The sequence below is a fragment of the Streptomyces sp. NPDC035033 genome (genome assembly GCF_040636735.1).
GTDB lineage: Bacteria > Actinomycetota > Actinomycetes > Streptomycetales > Streptomycetaceae > Streptomyces.
The window spans coordinates 261,910-278,486 of record NZ_JBEZUZ010000001.1; the positions used below are offsets into that span (position 1 = coordinate 261,910).

Consider the following 16,577-nt stretch of genomic DNA (forward strand, 5'->3'; position numbering starts at 1 on the left):
TCCCCGTCGTGAACGGTGCGATATCGGTGGTGTCGGTCGTCGGAATCGGCGCGGACGGCTGGGACGGGCTCCCCGAGACCTCCCGCCGTCCCCTGCGCGCCGCCGACGTGATCATCGGCGGGCCCCGCCAGCTGGACCTCCTCCCGGCGGACGACTGCCCCGGCGAGCGGATCGCCTGGCCGTCCCCGCTCCGTCCCGCCGTCCCCGGGCTGCTCGCCGCCCACCGGGGCCGCGCGGTCGCCGTCCTCGCCAGCGGGGACCCCTCCTTCCACGGCATCGCCCGCACCCTCGCCGAGACCGCCGGCGCGGAACGCCTGGCCGTCCACCCGCACCCGTCCTCCGTCTCGTACGCCTGCGCCCGCCTCGGCTGGCCCCTGGAGGCCGTCGAGACCGTCTCGCTCGTCGCCCGGCCCCTCGCCGGGCTCTCCGCCGCCCTCCACGACGGCCGCCGCGTCCTCGTCCTCAGCGAGGGCGCCGACACGGCCGCGCGGGTCGCGGAGCTGCTGCGCCGGACGGGCTGGGGCGGCACCCGGATCCGGGTCCTGGAACAGCTCGGCGGGCCCGCCGAGCGGCTCCTCGATGGGACCGCCGCCGACTGGCCCCACGCGCGCACCGACGCCCTCAACGTCCTCGCCCTCGACTGCGTCCGCGACCCCGGCGCCCTGCGGCTCGGCGCCGCGCCCGGCCTGCCCGACGAGGCGTACGAGCACGACGGGCAGCTCACCAAGCGGTACGTCCGCGCCGCCACGCTCGCCGCGCTCGCCCCCGCCCCCGGGGAGCTCCTCTGGGACGTCGGCGGCGGCTCCGGCTCCATCGGGATCGAGTGGATGCGGACCCACCGCGACTGCCGGGCGGTCGCCGTCGAGCGCTCGCCCGAACGGGCCGCCCGCATCACCCGCAACGCCGCCGCCCTCGGCGTACCGGCCCTGAAGGTCGTCACCGGCGCCGCGCCCGCGGCCCTGGCCGGCCTGCCCGCCCCCGACGCGGTCTTCATCGGCGGCGGGCTCACCGTCCCCGGCCTGCTCGACGCCTGCTGGGACGCGCTCCCCTCCGGCGGCCGGCTCGTCGCCAACACCGTGACCCTCGAATCCGAGGCGCTGCTCGCCCGCTGGTACGCCCGGCACGGCGGCGAGCTGATCCGGCTGGCCGTCTCCGCCGCCGTGCCCGTCGGCGGCTTCACCGGCTGGCGCCAGGCCATGCCGGTCACCCAGTGGTCCGTAACGAAGGGTTCAACGAACGCATGACCGTCTACTTCATCGGCGCGGGCCCCGGAGCCGCCGACCTCATCACCGTGCGCGGCGCCCGCACCCTCGCGGCCTGCGGGGTCTGCCTCTACGCCGGCTCCCTCGTCCCCCGCGAGCTGCTCGCCGAGTGCCCGCCGGACGCGAAGCTCGTCGACACCGCGAACATGCACCTGGACGAGATCGTCGCGGAGATCACCGCCGCCCACGAGGCCGGCCAGGACGTGGCCCGGCTGCACTCCGGCGACCCGTCCGTCTTCAGCGCCATGGCCGAGCAGATGCGGCGGCTCGACGCGGCCGGCGTCCCGTACGAGGTCGTGCCCGGCGTCCCCGCCTTCGCGGCCGCCGCGGCGGCCCTCAAGCGGGAGCTGACCGTCCCGACCGTCGGCCAGACCGTCATCCTCACCCGGATCGCCCAGCAGGCCACCCCCATGCCGGAGGGCGAGGACCTCGCCACCCTCGGCCGCAGCGGCGCCCTGCTCGTCCTCCACCTCGGCGCCCGCTACGCCGACCGGATCGTCTCCGAACTGATCCCCCACTACGGCGAGGACTGCCCCGCCGCCGTCGTCGCCATGGCCAGCCGCCCCGACGAGGTCGTGCTGCGCGGCACCCTCGCGGACATCGCCGGCCAGGTGAAGGAGGCCGGCATCACCAGGACGGCCGTCATCGTCGTCGGCCGCACGCTCGCCGCCTCCGAGTTCCGCGACAGCCACCTGTACGACCCGGCCCGGGACCGCCACGCCTGCTGACGGCCCCGCCCCGCCCGCGGCCCGGCGCCTCAGGCGTTGGGCCGCTTGCCGTGGTTCGCCTTCTTCTTCTTGCGGGCCCGCTTCTTGTTGCCGCGCTTCGCCATGGCGATTCCTCCCTGTAGGTGAGGGTTTCTCGCTGCCGAGCCTAGGTTCGGGGACCCGGAACCGCATCCGGTCCGTGCGGCGGATGATGCCCCCGGGACGGGCGGGCCCGGGGATAATCGGGGGCATGGCACACGAGACGGCGACCGTCTCCGAGGTACGGCGCGAACGGTACGCACGAAGGCTCCCCACCGACCTGTCCGCCCTCCGGGGCCCCGACCGGGGACGGGTCCGGCTGCCCCTGCACCTGGCCTGGTCGGGACTGACGGAGTACGACCTCGACCGGCCCCGCCTGCGGATGAGCTGCTACCGGACGGTCCTGGCCGAGGGCGGCCACGACGACCTGGTGCGCCACCTCAACCGGGACCTGCTCGTCGAGATGTGGCCGGTGCTCCGCACCCTCGTCAGCAAGGACCTGCGGACCGTCTGGGAGGAAGCCTTCCGCGAGCTGGCCCCCGAACCGGCGCCGGCGGCCGGACGCGCCGGGTGAAGCTCACCGCCCTCCACCGCCGCCTCCTCGACGACGTGCTCCGCGCCGGCACCGAGTACCCCCTCGTCCTGACCGGCGGCTACGCCGTCCAGGCCCACGGCCTGGTGGACCGCCTCAGCCAGGACCTCGACGTCGCCACCGAGAACCCCCGGCCCATGGCGGAGATCGCCGCCCACCTGCGGTCGGACCTGGAGGCGCGGGGCTGGCACGTGCGGACCGTGGAGACCGACCCGCTCTCCGCCCGCCTCGTCGTCACCGACCCCGCCACCGGCGAGGCGTGCGAGGTGGACGTCCTCAAGGAGGTGCTGTGCGGCCCTCCCGAACAGCGGGAGTTCGGCCTCCTCCTCTCCCTGCGGGACGTCGTCGGCACGAAGGTCCGCGCCCTCGCGGACCGGGGCATGGCCCGGGACCTGATCGACGTCCGCGCGGCGGCCGACCGCTGGAGCGCCGAGGAACTGGAGGAACTCGGCCGGCAGCACGCCCGCGACGGCTTCGACCTGGAAGAACTCCAGGCCAAACTGGCCGGCACGGTCTGGCTCGACGACGACGAGTTCACCGCCCACGGCCTCGACGAGACCCGCATCCAGGAACTCCGCGCCTGGGCCCAGCGCTGGGCCGACGACATCGGCGAACGCCTCCTCGAAGGCGCACCCCCACCGGACGACGACATCCCTTGACCCGGCTCGCGTCCGCGTCCGGGGCGCCGACGCGTACGGGCCCCGGTGTGGCATCTTCGGCGGAGCGGCGAAGGCGGGATGTTCGACACCTACGCCGAGAGCTTCGGCGCGGTGTGGGCCACGGCGACGCCCGTACGGCACGAGGGGTGACCATGGCACGGACCGAGTACTACGACGATCCGAACGCGCCCGAGCCCAACAGCATGGTGGTCGCGGCCTCGGCCGTCGTCACCGACGAGCAGGGACGCGTCCTGCTCCAGCGCCGACGCGACAACGGCCTGTGGGCCCTCCCCGGCGGGGGCATGGACCTCGCCGACTCGCTTCCCGGCACGGCCGTCCGCGAGGTCAAGGAGGAGACCGGCCTGGACGTGGAGGTCACGGGGCTGGTCGGCACGTACACCGACCCGCGGCACATCATCGCCTACACGGACGGCGAGGTGCGCCGGCAGTTCAACGTCTGCTTCACCGCGCGGATCGTCGGCGGAGAACTGGCGATCTCCGACGAGTCGACAGAGCTGCGGTTCGTCCCGCCGGACGAGTGGGACCGGCTTCCGATGCACCCCACCCAGCGGCTCAGGCTCCGCCACTTCCTGGAGCACCGCGAGCGGCCCTACCTCGGCTGACTCCGGCGGCTGGAGGGCGTGGGGCGGGGTCAGGGGCCCTTCGGGGTCGAGCGGCCGACGATCGTGCCCGCGCGGTCGATGGCGATGACGTCGACCGTGACGGGGGCGCCGCGGAGGACGGTGAGGGCTTCGTCGCGGGCCCGGGTGGCGACCGCGTCGCCGAGGGGGACGGCGGCGGCTTCGCAGAGGCGGAGGGCGGCGAGGCCCGTGTTGGAGTGCGCGATCTCCGCCGCCAGGGCCTCGGACGCGCCGGCCCCGCGGGCCAGGGACGCGAGGAAGGGCTTGTCGACCTGGGAGCGGGCGGAGTGGAGGTCCAGGTGGCCGGCGGCGAGCTTGGAGAGCTTGGCGAAGCCGCCGCAGATCGTCAGGCGGTCGACGGGGTGGCGGCGGACGTACTTGAGGACCGCGCCCGCGAAGTCGCCCATGTCGAGGAGGGCGATGTCCGGGAGGTCGTACACCTCCGTCACCGTGCGCTCGGAGGTGGAACCCGTACAGCCGGCGACGTGGGTGAGGCCGCCCGCGCGGGCCACGTCGACGCCGCGGCGGATCGAGTCGATCCAGGCCGAGCAGGAGTACGGGACGACGATCCCGGTCGTGCCGAGGATCGACAGGCCGCCGAGGATGCCGATGCGGGGGTTCCAGGTGGAGCGGGCGATCTCGGCGCCGTCGTCGACGGAGATCGTGATCTCGACGTCCCCGGGGGCGTCGTGGGCCGCCGCCACCCCGGCCACGTGGTCGCGCATCAGCCGGCGCGGCACGGGGTTGATCGCCGGCTCGCCGACCTCCAGGGGGAGGCCCGGCAGGGTGACCGTGCCGACGCCCTCGCCCGCGCGGAAGACGACGCCGGAGCCCGGCGGCAGGAGCCGTACCGTCGAGCGGATCACCGCGCCGTGGGTGACGTCAGGGTCGTCACCCGCGTCCTTCACCACCGCCGCCATGGCCGCGTCGCCGGTCAGGGACTCCGCCGTCAGGGCGAAGGACGGCGTCTGGCCCCTGGGCAGGGTGATCGTCACCGGGTCGGGGAACTCCCCGGTCAGGAGGGCGGTGTACGCGGCCGTCGTCGCCGCCGTCGCGCAGGCGCCGGTCGTCCAGCCGGGCCGCAGGCCGGTGTGCTTGAGTTGGGCCTCGCGCCCGCCGCCGGTACTCACGAAAGGTCTCCCATGCACGTGCTCATTCTCGGAGGGACGACCGAGGCCCGCGCCCTGGCCGGGCTGCTGCATCCCGGCACGAGGGTGACCAGCTCCCTCGCGGGGCGGGTGGCGAACCCCCGGCTGCCGGCCGGGGAGGTGCGGATCGGCGGGTTCGGCGGGCCGGACGGGCTCGCGGCGTGGGTGCGCGAGCACGCCGTGGACGCGGTCATCGACGCCACCCATCCCTTCGCCGAGCGGATCAGCTTCAACGCGGCCCGGGCGGCCGCCGCCGTCCATGTTCCCCTGCTGGCGCTGCGCCGCCCCGGGTGGGTCCCGGGGGAGGGGGACGACTGGCGCGACGCGGGCTCCCTGGAGGAGGCCGCCGCCGCCCTCGACGGCCTCGGCGACCGCGTCTTCCTCACCACCGGCCGCATGGGCCTCGCCGCCTTCGCCGACCGCCCGGAGTGGTTCCTCGTCCGGTCGGTCGACGCCCCGGAGGCGCCGATGCCGACGCGCACCGAAGTCCTCCTGGACCGGGGCCCGTTCACCCTCGAAGGGGAACGGGAACTGATCGCCCGCCACCGCGTCGACGTCCTGGTGACGAAGGACTCCGGCGCCGCCGCCACCGCCCCCAAGCTCACCGCCGCCCGCGAGGCCGGCATCCCGGTCGTCGTCGTCCGCCGCCCCCCGGTCCCCGGGGGCGTCCCGACGGCGGCCACCCCGGAGGAGGCCGCCGCCTGGGTGGCCCGGGGCGCCCGTCAGCCGTAGCGGCGCGGCGTCCAGGCGATCGTGCGGCCGTCGCCCCGCTCGACCGCGCGGGTCTGCGAGGAGCCGATGAGGAGCAGGGTGCGCATGTCGACCTCGGAGGGGTCCAGGGTCTTCAGGGTCACCACCCGGACCGACTGCTCGGGTCCGCCGACGTCGCGGGCGACGACCACGGGGGTGTCGGGGGAGCGGAGCTCCAGGAGGAGGTCGCGGGCGGCGGCGACCTGGTGGGTGCGGGACTTCGAGCCCGGGTTGTAGAGGGCGAGGACGAGGTCGGCCCCGGCGGCGGCGCGCAGCCGGTCCGCGATGACCTCCCAGGGCTTGAGGCGGTCGGAGAGCGAGATCGTCGCGTAGTCGTGGCCCAGGGGGGCGCCGGCCGCCGCGGCGGCCGCGTTGGCGGCGGTCACGCCGGGCAGGACCCGTACGGGGACGCCGGCGTAGGCCGGTTCGCAGGCGACCTCCAGGACGGCCGTCGCCATGGCGAAGACGCCGGGGTCGCCGCCGGAGACGACCGCCACCTTGTGGCCGCGCCGGGCCAGGTCGAGGGCGAACTCGGCGCGCTCCGACTCGACCTTGTTGTCGGAGCCGTGCCGGACCTGCCCGGGGCGCAGGACCGGGACCCGGTCGAGGTAGGTGGTGTAGCCGACGAGGACGTCGGCGTTGACCAGCGCGCCGCGCGACTCGGGCGTCAGCCAGGGCGCGCCGGCGGGGCCGGTGCCGACGACGGTGACCTCGCCGCGCTCGCGCACGGGGTTGGCCCGGTCGATGCGGGAGGGGAGGACGGCGACGGAGAAGTACGGGACGGTCTCCGGGTCCACGTCGGCGAGGCGCTCGGTCCGCTCGCCCGCCATGAACGCCCGCTCCACGTACCGGGCGTCCTCCAGCCGGCCGGCCCGCTCCAGGGCGCGCCGGACGGCGGGGAAGGTGCGGCCGAGCTTCATCACGACCGCCGAGTCGGCGGCCGCGAGGCGGGCCGTCAGCTCGTCCTCCGGCAGGGTGCCGGGGACGATCGTGAGGACCTCCTCGGCCTCGCACAGCGGCTCGCCGAGCCGGGCGGCGGCGGCGCTGACGGAGGTGACGCCGGGGATGACGGTGGTGTCGTAGCGGTCCGCGAGCCGCTTGTGCATGTGCTGGTAGGAGCCGTAGAAGAGCGGGTCGCCCTCGGCGAGGACGGCGACCGTGCGGCCCGCGTCGAGGTGGGCGGCGAGCCGGGCCGCGGCCTCCTCGTAGAAGTCGTCGAGCGCGCCCCGGTAGCCGCCGGGGTGGTCGGTGGTCTCCACGGTGAGCGGGTACATCAGCCGCTCCTCGACGTGGTCCTCGCGCAGGTGCGGGGCGGCGATGGAGCGCGCTATCGAGCGGCCGTGGCGGGCCGAGTGGTAGGCGACGACGTCGGCCTCGGCGATGGCCTTGACGGCGGCGAGGGTGAGCAGGTCCGGGTCGCCGGGGCCGAGGCCGACCCCGTACAGCTTGCCCTTCACAGCGGTCATGCCTGGATCTCCGGTTCGTGCGCGAGGGCGTTGAGGGCGGCGGCGGTCATCGCGCTGCCGCCGCGGCGGCCGCGGACCACCAGGTAGTCGAGGCCGAGGTCGTTGGCGGCGAGGGCGTCCTTGGACTCGGCGGCGCCGATGAAGCCGACGGGGATGCCGAGGACGGCGGCCGGCTTCGGCGCGCCCTTCCCGATCATCTCCAGGAGGTGGAAGAGGGCGGTGGGGGCGTTGCCGATGGCGACGACGGAGCCTTCGAGGCGGTCCCGCCACAGTTCGAGGGCGGCGGCGGAGCGGGTGGTGCCGAGCTCGGCGGCGAGGGCGGGCACGGCCGGGTCGGAGAGCGCGCACAGCACCTCGTTGTCGGCGGGCAGCCGCTTGCGGGTGACGCCGGAGGCGACCATCTGCGCGTCGCAGAGGATGGGGGCGCCGGCCCGGAGGGCGGCGCGGGCGCTCGCGACGACGCCCGGCGAGTAGGCGATGTCCCGGACGAGGTCGGTCATGCCGCAGGCGTGGATCATGCGCACGGCGACCGTGGCGACGTCGTCGGGCATCCCCCCGAGGTCCGCCTCGGCGCGGATCGTGGCGAAGGAACGGCGGTAGATCTCGACGCCGTCCTTCTCGTACTCGTACATCCTCAGCTCTCCATCGGTGTCGTACGGGCCGCCGCCACGGCTTCGGCCAGGGCGGTACGGGGGACGGGGACGCCGTCCAGCAGATACGTGGCGGAGTCCCGGGCGGTGACCTCGACCCAGGTGCCGTGCGGGTGCCCGCAGCGGCGCGCGCAGCCGGAGAAGTGCACGGGCAGCGGCCCGGGGGGCGCCGTGCGGGCGTCCGCCCGGACGTCGGCGAGGGACTTGGCGCAGCCGGGCAGGCCGGTGCAGGCGGTGACGCCGGTGCCGGGGGCGGCCGGGTCGGTGATCAGGCCGTGCGCGGCGAGGACGGGGAGCCGGGCGGGGGCCGCCCCGACGGCGACCGCTCCGCGCCACGGGGTGAGCCGGAGCTCGTCGGCGCCGTCGGCGAGGGCCCGCAGGCCGTCGGCGGTGAGCCGGCCGAGGGGGGCGAGGACGTGCAGGGCGCGGTCGCCGAGGGGGCCGGGCGCGGGCGGCGGCGCCGGCGGGAGGGAGAGCGGGGGTACGGGCTCCGCGGCGATCCCCGCGCGGGCCAGGGCGCCGGCCCACTCCGGGACGTGCCCGGCGGGCAGCTCGCGCGGGCGCCACGCGCCGGTCCCGGTGGCCTCGGCGGCGTCGAGGAAGGCGAGGGCGCAGGCGAGGGCGGCGCCGGCGGCGTCGGCGGCGGGCAGGCGGAAGGTGCCGGAGCCGGTCTCCAGGAGGACGGCTCCGTCCGGCGCTGCGACCAAGGTCACATCGCCGCCGAGTCCGGCGACGTCGCCGCGGCCGTCGTCGAGGACGAAGAGGAAGCGGCCGGAGAGGGCCGCGGCGCGGGGCTCCGCGCACAGCGCCGCGTCCAGGGCGCGGGCCCACAACTGCGCGTCCCCGTGGCCGAGTCCGTCGAGTCCGGCGGCGGGCGAGGCCACGATGTTGCGGACCCGTTCGTGGGTGGGGGAGGGCAGCAGGCCGGCCGCGCCGAGGAGGGCGGCGAGCTCCGCCCCGCAGCCCTCGCCGAGGCCGCGCAGCTCCGCGTTGCCGCGCGAGGTGACGCTGATCCGCCCGTCGCCCAGGGACTCCGCCGCGCCGGCCAGGACCTCGGCCTGACGGGGAGTCAATCTGCCTGCGGGCAGGCGGAGTCGGGCCAGGCGGCCGTCGTCGGCGGGGTGCAGGCGCAGCGCCCCGGGGCAGGCGTCGCCACGGTCCCGTATGCGAGGTTCGCCCGGTTCGGGCGGCGGGGGTGGGGTGGGCGGCATGGCGGCGAGCATACCCACGGGGAACCGGGCGGCCACCGAGTGTGATCCGGCCGACTCCCCGGCCCCCTCCGGCCCGCGGGCGCCAGGATCTACTATGCAGATCGGCATGGGGTCCCAGGACCCCGGGGAGGAAGCCCGGTGAGAATCCGGCGCGGTCCCGCCACTGTGAGCCCGAGCCGGCGACGGCACGGGTGAGTCAGGAACTCCCCGCCGACCACGACCACCCGGGGCGCGGAAACCCCGAGGAAGGGCCTGAGCCTCGCCATGCTCCTGCTGCTGTCGCACTCCGACACCGACCTGCTCAGCGCCCGTGCGGCCGGCGGACCGGTGGAGTACCGCTTCGCCAACCCCGCCCGGCTCCCGCTCGCCGACCTCCCCGCCCTCCTCGACGGGGCCGAGCTGGTCCTGGTCCGCCTCCTCGGCGGCGTCCGCTCCTGGCAGGACGGCCTGGACGCGGTCCTCGCCACCGGGAAGCCGGTCGTCGTCCTCAGCGGCGAACAGGCCCCCGACGCCCAGCTGATGGCCGCCTCCACCGTCCCGGTCGGCGTCGCCACCGAGGCGCACGCCTACCTCGCCCACGGCGGCCCCGCCAACCTGGAGCAGCTCGCCCGCTTCCTCTCCGACACCGTCCTGCTCACCGGCCACGGCTTCGAGGCCCCGGCGCCCGCCCCGACCTGGGGCCCGCTGGAGCGCACCGCCCGCGTCACCGAGGGCCCGACGGTCGCCGTGCTCTACTACCGCGCCCACCACATGAGCGGGAACACCGCCTTCGTCAGCGCCCTCTGCGACGCCGTCGAGGACGCCGGGGCCCGCGCGCTGCCGCTGTACGTGGCCTCCCTGCGGGCCCCCGAGGAGGAGCTGCTCGCCGTCCTGCGCGGCGCCGACGCGATCGTCACCACCGTCCTCGCCGCCGGCGGCACCAGGCCGGCCGAGGCGCAGGCCGGCGGCGACGAGGAGGCGTGGGACGCGGGCGCGCTCGCCGCGCTCGACGTGCCGATCCTCCAGGCGCTGTGCCTGACCGGTTCCCGGTCGGCCTGGGAGGAGAACGACGAGGGCCTGTCGCCGCTGGACGCGGCCAGCCAGGTCGCCGTCCCCGAGTTCGACGGCCGGCTCATCACCGTCCCGTTCTCCTTCAAGGAGATCGACGCCGACGGCCTGCCCGCCTACGTCGCCGACGCCGAGCGCGCCGCCCGCGTCGCCGGCATCGCCGTCCGCCACGCCCGCCTGCGGCACATCCCGAACGCCGGGAAGAAGCTGGCGCTGGTCCTCTCCGCCTACCCGACCAAGCACTCCCGCATCGGCAACGCCGTCGGCCTCGCCACCCCCGCCTCCGCCGTCGCGCTGCTGCGCCGGCTGATCGAGGAGGGGTACGACTTCGGGCCCGCCGAGGAGCTGCCCGGCCTGGTCTCCGGCGACGGCGACGAGCTGATCCACGCCCTCATCGAGGCCGGCGGCCACGACCAGGACTGGCTCACCGAGGAGCAGCTGGCGAAGAACCCGGTCCGCATCCCGGCCGCCGACTACAAGCGCTGGTACGCCGAGCTGCCGGCCGAGCTGCGCGAGCGGGTCGAGGAGCACTGGGGGCCGGCCCCCGGCGAGATGTTCCTCGACCGGTCCCGGAACCCGGAGGGCGACATCGTCCTCGCCGCCCTGCGGCGCGGGAACCTGCTGATCCTCATCCAGCCGCCGCGCGGCTTCGGCGAGAACCCGATCGCGATCTACCACGACCCGGACCTGCCGCCGTCGCACCACTACCTGGCCGCCTACCGCTGGATCGCGGCCCGCGCGGAGGACGGCGGCTTCGGCGCCGACGCGATGGTCCACCTCGGCAAGCACGGCAACCTGGAGTGGCTGCCCGGCAAGAACGCGGGACTCTCCGCCGCCTGCGGCCCCGACGCGGCCCTCGGCGACCTGCCGCTGGTCTACCCGTTCCTCGTCAACGACCCGGGCGAGGGCACCCAGGCCAAGCGCCGCGTCCACGCCACCCTCGTCGACCACCTCGTGCCGCCGATGGCCCGCGCCGACTCCTACGGCGACATCGCGCGCCTGGAGCAGCTCCTCGACGAGTACGCGCAGATCTCCTCCATGGACCCGGCGAAGCTGCCCGCGATCCGCGCCCAGATCTGGACGCTGATCCAGGCCGCGAAGCTCGACCATGACCTCGGTCTGGAGGAGCGCCCGGAGGACGACGGCTTCGACGACTTCCTGCTGCACGTCGACGGCTGGCTGTGCGAGGTCAAGGACGCCCAGATCCGGGACGGCCTGCACGTCCTCGGCACCGCCCCCACCGGCCCCGAGCGGGTCAACCTGGTCCTCTCCATCCTGCGCGCCCGCCAGATCTGGGGCGGCACGCAGGCGCTGCCGGGCCTGCGCGAGGCGCTCGGCCTGGACGAGTCGGCCGCGACGCGGACCACCGCCGACGAGGCGGAGGCGAAGGCCCGCGCGCTGGTCGAGGCGATGGAGGCGGCGGACTGGGCGGCGGACGCGGTCGCGTCGGTCGCCGACGGGTACGGCGCCGAGGTCCACGACGTGCTCCGCTTCGCCTGCGAGCAGGTCGTGCCCCGGCTCGCCGCCACGACGGACGAGCTGACCCACGCCGTGCACGCGCTGAACGGCGGCTTCGTCCCGGCGGGCCCGTCCGGCTCCCCGCTGCGCGGCCTGGTCAACGTGCTGCCGACCGGACGGAACTTCTACTCCGTCGACCCGAAGGCCGTGCCGTCCCGGCTCGCCTGGGAGACCGGGCAGGCGCTCGCCGACTCCCTCCTCACGCGCTACCGCGAGGACAACGGCGAGTGGCCCACCTCCGTCGGCCTCTCGCTGTGGGGGACGAGCGCGATGCGGACCGCCGGCGACGACGTCGCCGAGGCGCTGGCCCTGCTCGGCGTCCGGCCGCGCTGGGACGAGGCGTCCCGCCGCGTCAACGGCCTGGAGCCGATCCCCCTGGAGGAGCTCGGCCGCCCGCGCGTCGACGTGACGCTGCGCATCTCCGGCTTCTTCCGGGACGCGTTCCCGCACGTCATCGCGCTCCTCGACGACGCCGTCCGGCTGGTCGCGGGGCTCGACGAGCCCGCCGAGCAGAACCACGTCCGCGCCCACGCCCAGGCCGACCTGGCCGAGCACGGCGACGAGCGGCGCGCCACCACCCGCATCTTCGGCTCCCGGCCCGGCACCTACGGCGCGGGCATCCTCCAGCTGATCGACTCGCGGGACTGGCGCACCGACGCCGACCTCGCCGAGGTGTACACGGTGTGGGGCGGGTACGCGTACGGGCGCGGGCTCGAAGGGCGCCCGGCGCGCGCCGAGATGGAGACCGCGTACAAGCGGATCGCGGTCGCGGCGAAGAACACCGACACCCGCGAGCACGACATCGCCGACTCGGACGACTACTTCCAGTACCACGGCGGCATGGTGGCGACCGTCCGCGCGCTGCGGGGCACCGCCCCCGAGGCGTACATCGGCGACTCCACCCGCCCGGAGACCGTCCGCACCCGCACCCTGGTGGAGGAGACCTCCCGGGTCTTCCGGGCCCGGGTGGTGAACCCGCGCTGGATCGAGGCGATGCGCCGCCACGGCTACAAGGGCGCCTTCGAGCTGGCGGCGACCGTCGACTACCTCTTCGGCTACGACGCCACGACCGGGGTTGTCGCCGACTGGATGTACGACAAGCTCACCCAGGAGTACGTCCTCGACGAGACGAACCGGGCCTTCCTCCAGGAGGCCAACCCCTGGGCCTTGCACGGCATCGCGGAGCGCCTCCTGGAGGCCGAGTCGCGCGGCATGTGGGAGAAGCCGGACCCGGAGACCCTGGCCGCCCTGCGCCAGGTGTTCCTGGAGACGGAGGGCGACCTGGAGGGTTCCGCGGACGAGTAGGCCGCGCGCCTAGCTCGTGACGAGGGCGTGGGCCGGGGCCAGTTCGAGGCGCCGGCCCCGGAAGCCCTGCCGCAGCCGGCGGTCGTGGCTGACGATCACCAGCGTGCCCCGGTAGGCCGCGAGCGCGGCCTCGACCTCCTCCACGAGGGCCGGCGCCAGGTGGTTGGTCGGTTCGTCGAGGAGGAGCAGATCGGCCGGGGCGGTCACCAGCCGGGCCAGCTCCAGCTTGCGGCGCTGGCCCGTCGACAGCAGGCGGACCGGGGTCGTCAGATCCCGGGCCGCGAAGAGCCCGAGGGCGAGCAGTTCGTCCTCGCGGCCCTCTCCGAAGGCCTCGCCCACCGTACGGGGGTCGTGGGGTGAGGCCGTGTCCTGGCGGAGCATGCCGACCCGGGCGGGCACGGTCACCGTGCCCGCGTGCGGGGCGATCTCGCCCGCCAGGACCCGGAGGAGGGTGGTCTTCCCCGCGCCGTTGGGGCCGGTGACGAGCAGCCGCTCGCCCGCTTCGAGGTGCAGCGCGCCGAGCCGGAGCCGGCCGTCGACGCGCACCCCGGTCAGGGTGACGGCCGCGCCCTCGCCCGCGGGCTCCGCCCGGAAGCGCAGCGGCTCGGGCGGCGCGGGCACCGGGTGCTCGGTGAGCCGGGCCAGCCGCTCGCGGGCGGCGCGGATCCGGCTCATCGCGCCGTGCGCCCGGGACCGGGCACGGAAGGCGCCCGCCCCGCTGAAGGCGGCGGGGGCCTTGCGCGGGATGGCGGAGAAGCGGTCGATGGTGCTGTCGGCGAGGGCCCGGTGGCGGGCCAGTTCCTCCTTCCACTCCTCGTGCTCGCGGATCCGGCGGGCCCGTTCGGCGGCGCGGCCGGCGAGGTAGCCGGCGTAGCCGTCGCCGTAGCGGCGCAGCGTGTGCCGGTCCTCGTCGACCTCCACGACGGCGGTGGCGACGCGGTCGAGGAAGGCGCGGTCGTGGGAGACGGCGACGACGGTGCCCCGGTGGGCGAGCAGCCGCTCCTCCAGCCAGGCCACGGCCGCGTCGTCCAGGTGGTTCGTCGGCTCGTCGAGCAGCAGCAGTTCGGGTTCGGCGGCGAGCACGCCGGCCAGGGCGAGCCGGGCCCGCTGCCCGCCGGAGAGCGTGGCCAGCGGCCGGTCCCGGTCGAGCGGGGCGGTCTCGCCGAGCCGCCGCAGCACGGTCGCCACCCGCCGCTCGGCCCCCGCGCCGCCGCGCGCCTCGTGGGCGGCGAGCAGGGCGGCGTACCGGTCGAGTCCGGCGGGGGTGAGGGCGGCCTCCGCCTCCCGGATCTCCCGCTCCAGCTCGCGGATCTCCGCGAGAGCGTGGTCGACGGCGTCGCTGACGGTCGCGGTCGCGGGGAGGTCGAGGGTCTGGGCGAGATGGCCGAGGCCGCCGGGGGCGTCGACGGCCACGGTGCCGTGGTCGGCGCTTTCGAGGCCGGCGAGGAGCCGGAGCAGGGTGGACTTCCCGGAGCCGTTGTCGCCGACGACGCCGAGGCGTTCGCCGGGGCGGACGGTGAGGGAGGCCCGGTCGAGGACGGTCCGGTGGTGGACGTACCGGTCGTCGTAGCGCTTGGTGACCTCGGTGAGTCGGGCACGGAACAAGGGCGGTCTCCTGCCGTCGGGAAAGCGAGACGCGACGTCTCGTCGACTCGACGGTAAAGGGTCCCGGGGGATTTGACAAGACGATTCGTCTCGTCTCGTCGGAGGGGTGGGGGAGGGGGTGCGGGGGAGGGGTCAGGCGCTGGCTATGCGCAGCACCAGCGCGACCGCCGGGAGGACGGTCAGGACGAGGACCGGCGCCAGCGCGTAGTCCTTCGCGCGGACGTGGGTGACGAGGGCGCCGACGAAGTAGAGGACCAGGCCGATCGCCGCCGCCGCGCCGAGCGCCGGGACCACCAGGCCGGCGAGCAGGCCGAGCGCGCCCGCCACCTTCGCCGTGCCGAGCCACGGCAGCCATGAGTCCGGCACCCCGAGCTTCGTCATGTTCCCCGCCACCGCCGGGTTGCGGGTGAAGGTCGCGACGGCGGAGCCGGTCATGGCGAGGGCGAGCAGGCCGGCGAGGACGGCATAGGCGATGAACATGGGGACGCTCCAATGATCCAGATGCGGAAACCGTTGAAGAGTAACAACGATTTCCCTCGCTCCACAATCTTCTTGTTGTTACGGTGGACGACATGGCAGCCCTCCCGACCGACCGGCTCGGTTTCCTCCTCTCCTTCCGCGGGGAGCTCACCGGCGCGCGCATCCGCTCCGCCCTGGGCGTCGAGGGGCTGCATCCGCGCAACGCGATGACCCTGATGCAGCTCGCCCCCGCGCCCATGAGCCAGCGGGACCTGGCCGCCGCGATGGAGATCGACCCGAGCCAACTGGTCGCCGTCCTCAACGAGTTGGAGGCGGACGGGCTGGCGGAGCGGCGCCGCGACCCGGCCGACCGGCGCCGGCACATCGTCGAGATCACCCCGGCCGGGGCGGCCGTCCTGGACCGCATCGACCGGGCCGTCAGCGAGGCCGAGCGCGAGCTCTTCGCCGACCTCACCGAGGCGGAGCGGGCCCTGCTGCGGAGCCTGCTCGACCGCGTGGTGGTCGACCCGTCCGCCCACGAGTGCGGCGAGTAGACGACACTGGTCCCGGGCGATGAGTTTCCGGCCCGGCCGCCGTCCACCCTTCTGAGCACCCACGGAGGAGAGAACGATGGCCGAGCCCACCACCCGCACCCTGGAGACCGCCGGCGCGACCCTGCGCTACGACGTCCGCCCCGGCACCGGCCGGGACCCGCGTCCGCTGCTGCTCATCGGCTCCCCCATGGACGCGACCGGCTTCACCACGCTCGCCTCGCACTTCACCGACCGGACCGTCGTCACGTACGACCCGCGCGGGGTCGGCCGCAGCGAGACCGCCGAGGGGGCGCCGGTCGAGATCCGGCCGGAGGAGCACGCCGACGACCTGGCCCGGCTGATCGAGGAGCTGGCCGCCGGGCCGGTGGACGTCTTCGCCAGCAGCGGCGGCGCCGTCAACGCGCTGGCCCTGGTGGCCCGCCGCCCCGAACTCGTGCACACCCTCGTCGCCCACGAGCCGCCCGCCGCCGGGCTCGTCCCCGACGGCGCCGAGGCCCTGGCGGCCTGCGAGGACGTCCGCGCCACCTACCTGCGGGACGGCTGGGGCGCCGGCATGGCCAAGTTCATCGCCCTCACGAGCCACCAGGGCCCGATCCCGGCCGGCTGGGCCGGGCTGCCGGTCCCGCCGGAGACGTACGGCCTGCCCGCCGAGGACGACGGGCGCCGGGACGACCCCCTGCTCGGCAGGAACATGCGCGGCTGTACCTCGTACGTCCCCGACACCGAGGCCCTGAAGGCCGCCGCCGGCACGACCCGGATCGTCGTCGCCGCCGGCGAGGAGTCCCGGCGGGAGCTCGCCGCCCGCGCCGCCGCCGCGCTCGCCGAGCGCCTCGGCACCCCGCTCGCCGTCTTCCCCAGCCACCACGGGGGCTTCCTGGGCGGCGAGTTCGGGCAGCGGGGGGCGCCGGAGGCGTTCGCGAAGACGCTGCGCGAGGTCCTGGAGGCGTAACCCCCGGATTCCGTC

General features: G+C 75.6%; 15 protein-coding genes, 1 pseudogene and 1 riboswitch. Of the genes and pseudogenes, 10 read left to right on the plus strand and 6 right to left on the minus strand.

The features are described from left to right. The first annotated feature begins 8 nt into the window (after positions 1-8). The 6 genes and pseudogenes from cbiE to AB0E83_RS01245 all read left to right on the plus strand — a co-directional run bounded on the left by cbiE (position 9) and on the right by AB0E83_RS01245 (position 3,882). Positions 9-1,244, plus strand: coding sequence for a precorrin-6y C5,15-methyltransferase (decarboxylating) subunit CbiE (cbiE, locus tag AB0E83_RS01220; protein WP_362104155.1), 1,236 nt, complete (start codon positions 9-11; stop codon positions 1,242-1,244). Continuing rightward, entirely contained in the window at positions 1,241-1,990 is a 750-nt protein-coding gene (cobM, locus tag AB0E83_RS01225; RefSeq protein WP_362104157.1) for a precorrin-4 C(11)-methyltransferase, read from the plus strand. Before cbiE ends, cobM begins: the two co-directional genes overlap by 4 nt. A gap of 229 nt (positions 1,991-2,219) precedes the next feature. Further along, positions 2,220-2,582, plus strand: a complete 363-nt coding sequence (locus tag AB0E83_RS01230) for a transcriptional regulator (protein ID WP_362104159.1) — start codon at positions 2,220-2,222, stop codon at positions 2,580-2,582. After that, on the plus strand, positions 2,579-3,259 hold the full coding sequence (locus AB0E83_RS01235; RefSeq protein WP_362104161.1) for a nucleotidyl transferase AbiEii/AbiGii toxin family protein: 681 nt from the start codon (positions 2,579-2,581) through the stop codon (positions 3,257-3,259). Before AB0E83_RS01230 ends, AB0E83_RS01235 begins: the two co-directional genes overlap by 4 nt. A gap of 16 nt (positions 3,260-3,275) precedes the next feature. Further along, positions 3,276-3,409, plus strand: a pseudogene (locus AB0E83_RS01240) (XRE family transcriptional regulator); the annotation flags it as partial. A 2-nt stretch (positions 3,410-3,411) separates the two neighbouring features. Further along, positions 3,412-3,882 carry an NUDIX domain-containing protein gene (locus tag AB0E83_RS01245; RefSeq protein WP_362104163.1) on the plus strand — a complete coding sequence of 157 codons (471 nt, stop codon included), beginning with the start codon at positions 3,412-3,414 and terminating at the stop codon, positions 3,880-3,882. 29 nt (positions 3,883-3,911) lie between these two features. Here the strand turns inward: AB0E83_RS01245 and AB0E83_RS01250 are convergent, their stop codons facing one another. Further along, complete coding sequence (locus AB0E83_RS01250; RefSeq protein ID WP_362104165.1) at positions 3,912-5,030, minus strand: cobalt-precorrin-5B (C(1))-methyltransferase; 1,119 nt, start codon at positions 5,028-5,030, stop codon at positions 3,912-3,914. A 12-nt stretch (positions 5,031-5,042) separates the two neighbouring features. Here AB0E83_RS01250 and AB0E83_RS01255 point away from each other — a divergent pair, with 12 nt between their 5' ends. Next, a complete protein-coding gene (locus tag AB0E83_RS01255) occupies positions 5,043-5,780 on the plus strand; it encodes a cobalt-precorrin-6A reductase (RefSeq protein ID WP_362104166.1) in 738 nt (245 codons plus the stop codon). On the opposite strand, the gene AB0E83_RS01260 is transcribed toward AB0E83_RS01255, so the two are convergent. The 3 genes from AB0E83_RS01260 to AB0E83_RS01270 are packed head-to-tail and all read right to left on the minus strand — an operon-like array spanning position 5,771 to position 9,125. Continuing rightward, positions 5,771-7,264, minus strand: coding sequence for a precorrin-2 C(20)-methyltransferase (locus tag AB0E83_RS01260; protein ID WP_362104168.1), 1,494 nt, complete (start codon positions 7,262-7,264; stop codon positions 5,771-5,773). The genes AB0E83_RS01255 and AB0E83_RS01260 overlap by 10 nt on opposite strands. Further along, positions 7,261-7,896: a precorrin-8X methylmutase gene (locus tag AB0E83_RS01265; protein WP_362104170.1), complete on the minus strand. Its 636-nt coding sequence runs from the start codon at positions 7,894-7,896 to the stop codon at positions 7,261-7,263. Before AB0E83_RS01265 ends, AB0E83_RS01260 begins: the two co-directional genes overlap by 4 nt. Before the next feature lie 2 nt (positions 7,897-7,898). Further along, positions 7,899-9,125, minus strand: coding sequence for a cobalamin biosynthesis protein CobG (locus AB0E83_RS01270; RefSeq protein WP_362104172.1), 1,227 nt, complete (start codon positions 9,123-9,125; stop codon positions 7,899-7,901). A 91-nt stretch (positions 9,126-9,216) separates the two neighbouring features. Beyond that, positions 9,217-9,351, plus strand: a riboswitch (cobalamin riboswitch). A gap of 38 nt (positions 9,352-9,389) precedes the next feature. Between AB0E83_RS01270 and cobN the strand changes: the two genes are divergently transcribed. Then, positions 9,390-12,995, plus strand: a complete 3,606-nt coding sequence (cobN, locus tag AB0E83_RS01275; protein WP_362104174.1) for a cobaltochelatase subunit CobN — start codon at positions 9,390-9,392, stop codon at positions 12,993-12,995. Between the two features lie 9 nt (positions 12,996-13,004). Here the strand turns inward: cobN and AB0E83_RS01280 are convergent, their stop codons facing one another. Together AB0E83_RS01280 and AB0E83_RS01285 are read right to left on the minus strand one after the other, a co-directional pair. Beyond that, entirely contained in the window at positions 13,005-14,600 is a 1,596-nt protein-coding gene (locus tag AB0E83_RS01280; protein WP_362104176.1) for an ABC-F family ATP-binding cassette domain-containing protein, read from the minus strand. Positions 14,601-14,732: 132 nt separating this feature from the next. Next, on the minus strand, positions 14,733-15,080 hold the full coding sequence (locus AB0E83_RS01285) for a DoxX family protein (protein ID WP_362104178.1): 348 nt from the start codon (positions 15,078-15,080) through the stop codon (positions 14,733-14,735). A 92-nt stretch (positions 15,081-15,172) separates the two neighbouring features. Here AB0E83_RS01285 and AB0E83_RS01290 point away from each other — a divergent pair, with 92 nt between their 5' ends. Beyond that, positions 15,173-15,613, plus strand: a complete 441-nt coding sequence (locus AB0E83_RS01290; protein ID WP_362104180.1) for a MarR family transcriptional regulator — start codon at positions 15,173-15,175, stop codon at positions 15,611-15,613. A gap of 76 nt (positions 15,614-15,689) precedes the next feature. Next, a complete protein-coding gene (locus AB0E83_RS01295; RefSeq protein WP_362104182.1) occupies positions 15,690-16,562 on the plus strand; it encodes an alpha/beta hydrolase in 873 nt (290 codons plus the stop codon). Positions 16,563-16,577: the final 15 nt, after the last annotated feature.

Bases quoted from the DNA above. Each gene is read 5' to 3' on its own strand.
- AB0E83_RS01260 (WP_362104168.1), bottom strand. From the start codon at position 7,264: ATGACCGCTGTGAAGGGCAAGCTGTACGGGGTCGGCCTCGGCCCCGGC.
- AB0E83_RS01295 (WP_362104182.1), top strand. From the start codon at position 15,690: ATGGCCGAGCCCACCACCCGCACCCTGGAGACCGCCGGCGCGACCCTG.
- AB0E83_RS01230 (WP_362104159.1), top strand. From the start codon at position 2,220: ATGGCACACGAGACGGCGACCGTCTCCGAGGTACGGCGCGAACGGTAC.
- cobM (WP_362104157.1), top strand. From the start codon at position 1,241: ATGACCGTCTACTTCATCGGCGCGGGCCCCGGAGCCGCCGACCTCATC.
- AB0E83_RS01290 (WP_362104180.1), top strand. From the start codon at position 15,173: ATGGCAGCCCTCCCGACCGACCGGCTCGGTTTCCTCCTCTCCTTCCGC.
- AB0E83_RS01245 (WP_362104163.1), top strand. From the start codon at position 3,412: ATGGCACGGACCGAGTACTACGACGATCCGAACGCGCCCGAGCCCAAC.
- cobN (WP_362104174.1), top strand. From the start codon at position 9,390: ATGCTCCTGCTGCTGTCGCACTCCGACACCGACCTGCTCAGCGCCCGT.
- AB0E83_RS01255 (WP_362104166.1), top strand. From the start codon at position 5,043: ATGCACGTGCTCATTCTCGGAGGGACGACCGAGGCCCGCGCCCTGGCC.
- AB0E83_RS01285 (WP_362104178.1), bottom strand. From the start codon at position 15,080: ATGTTCATCGCCTATGCCGTCCTCGCCGGCCTGCTCGCCCTCGCCATG.
- AB0E83_RS01270 (WP_362104172.1), bottom strand. From the start codon at position 9,125: ATGCCGCCCACCCCACCCCCGCCGCCCGAACCGGGCGAACCTCGCATA.
- AB0E83_RS01265 (WP_362104170.1), bottom strand. From the start codon at position 7,896: ATGTACGAGTACGAGAAGGACGGCGTCGAGATCTACCGCCGTTCCTTC.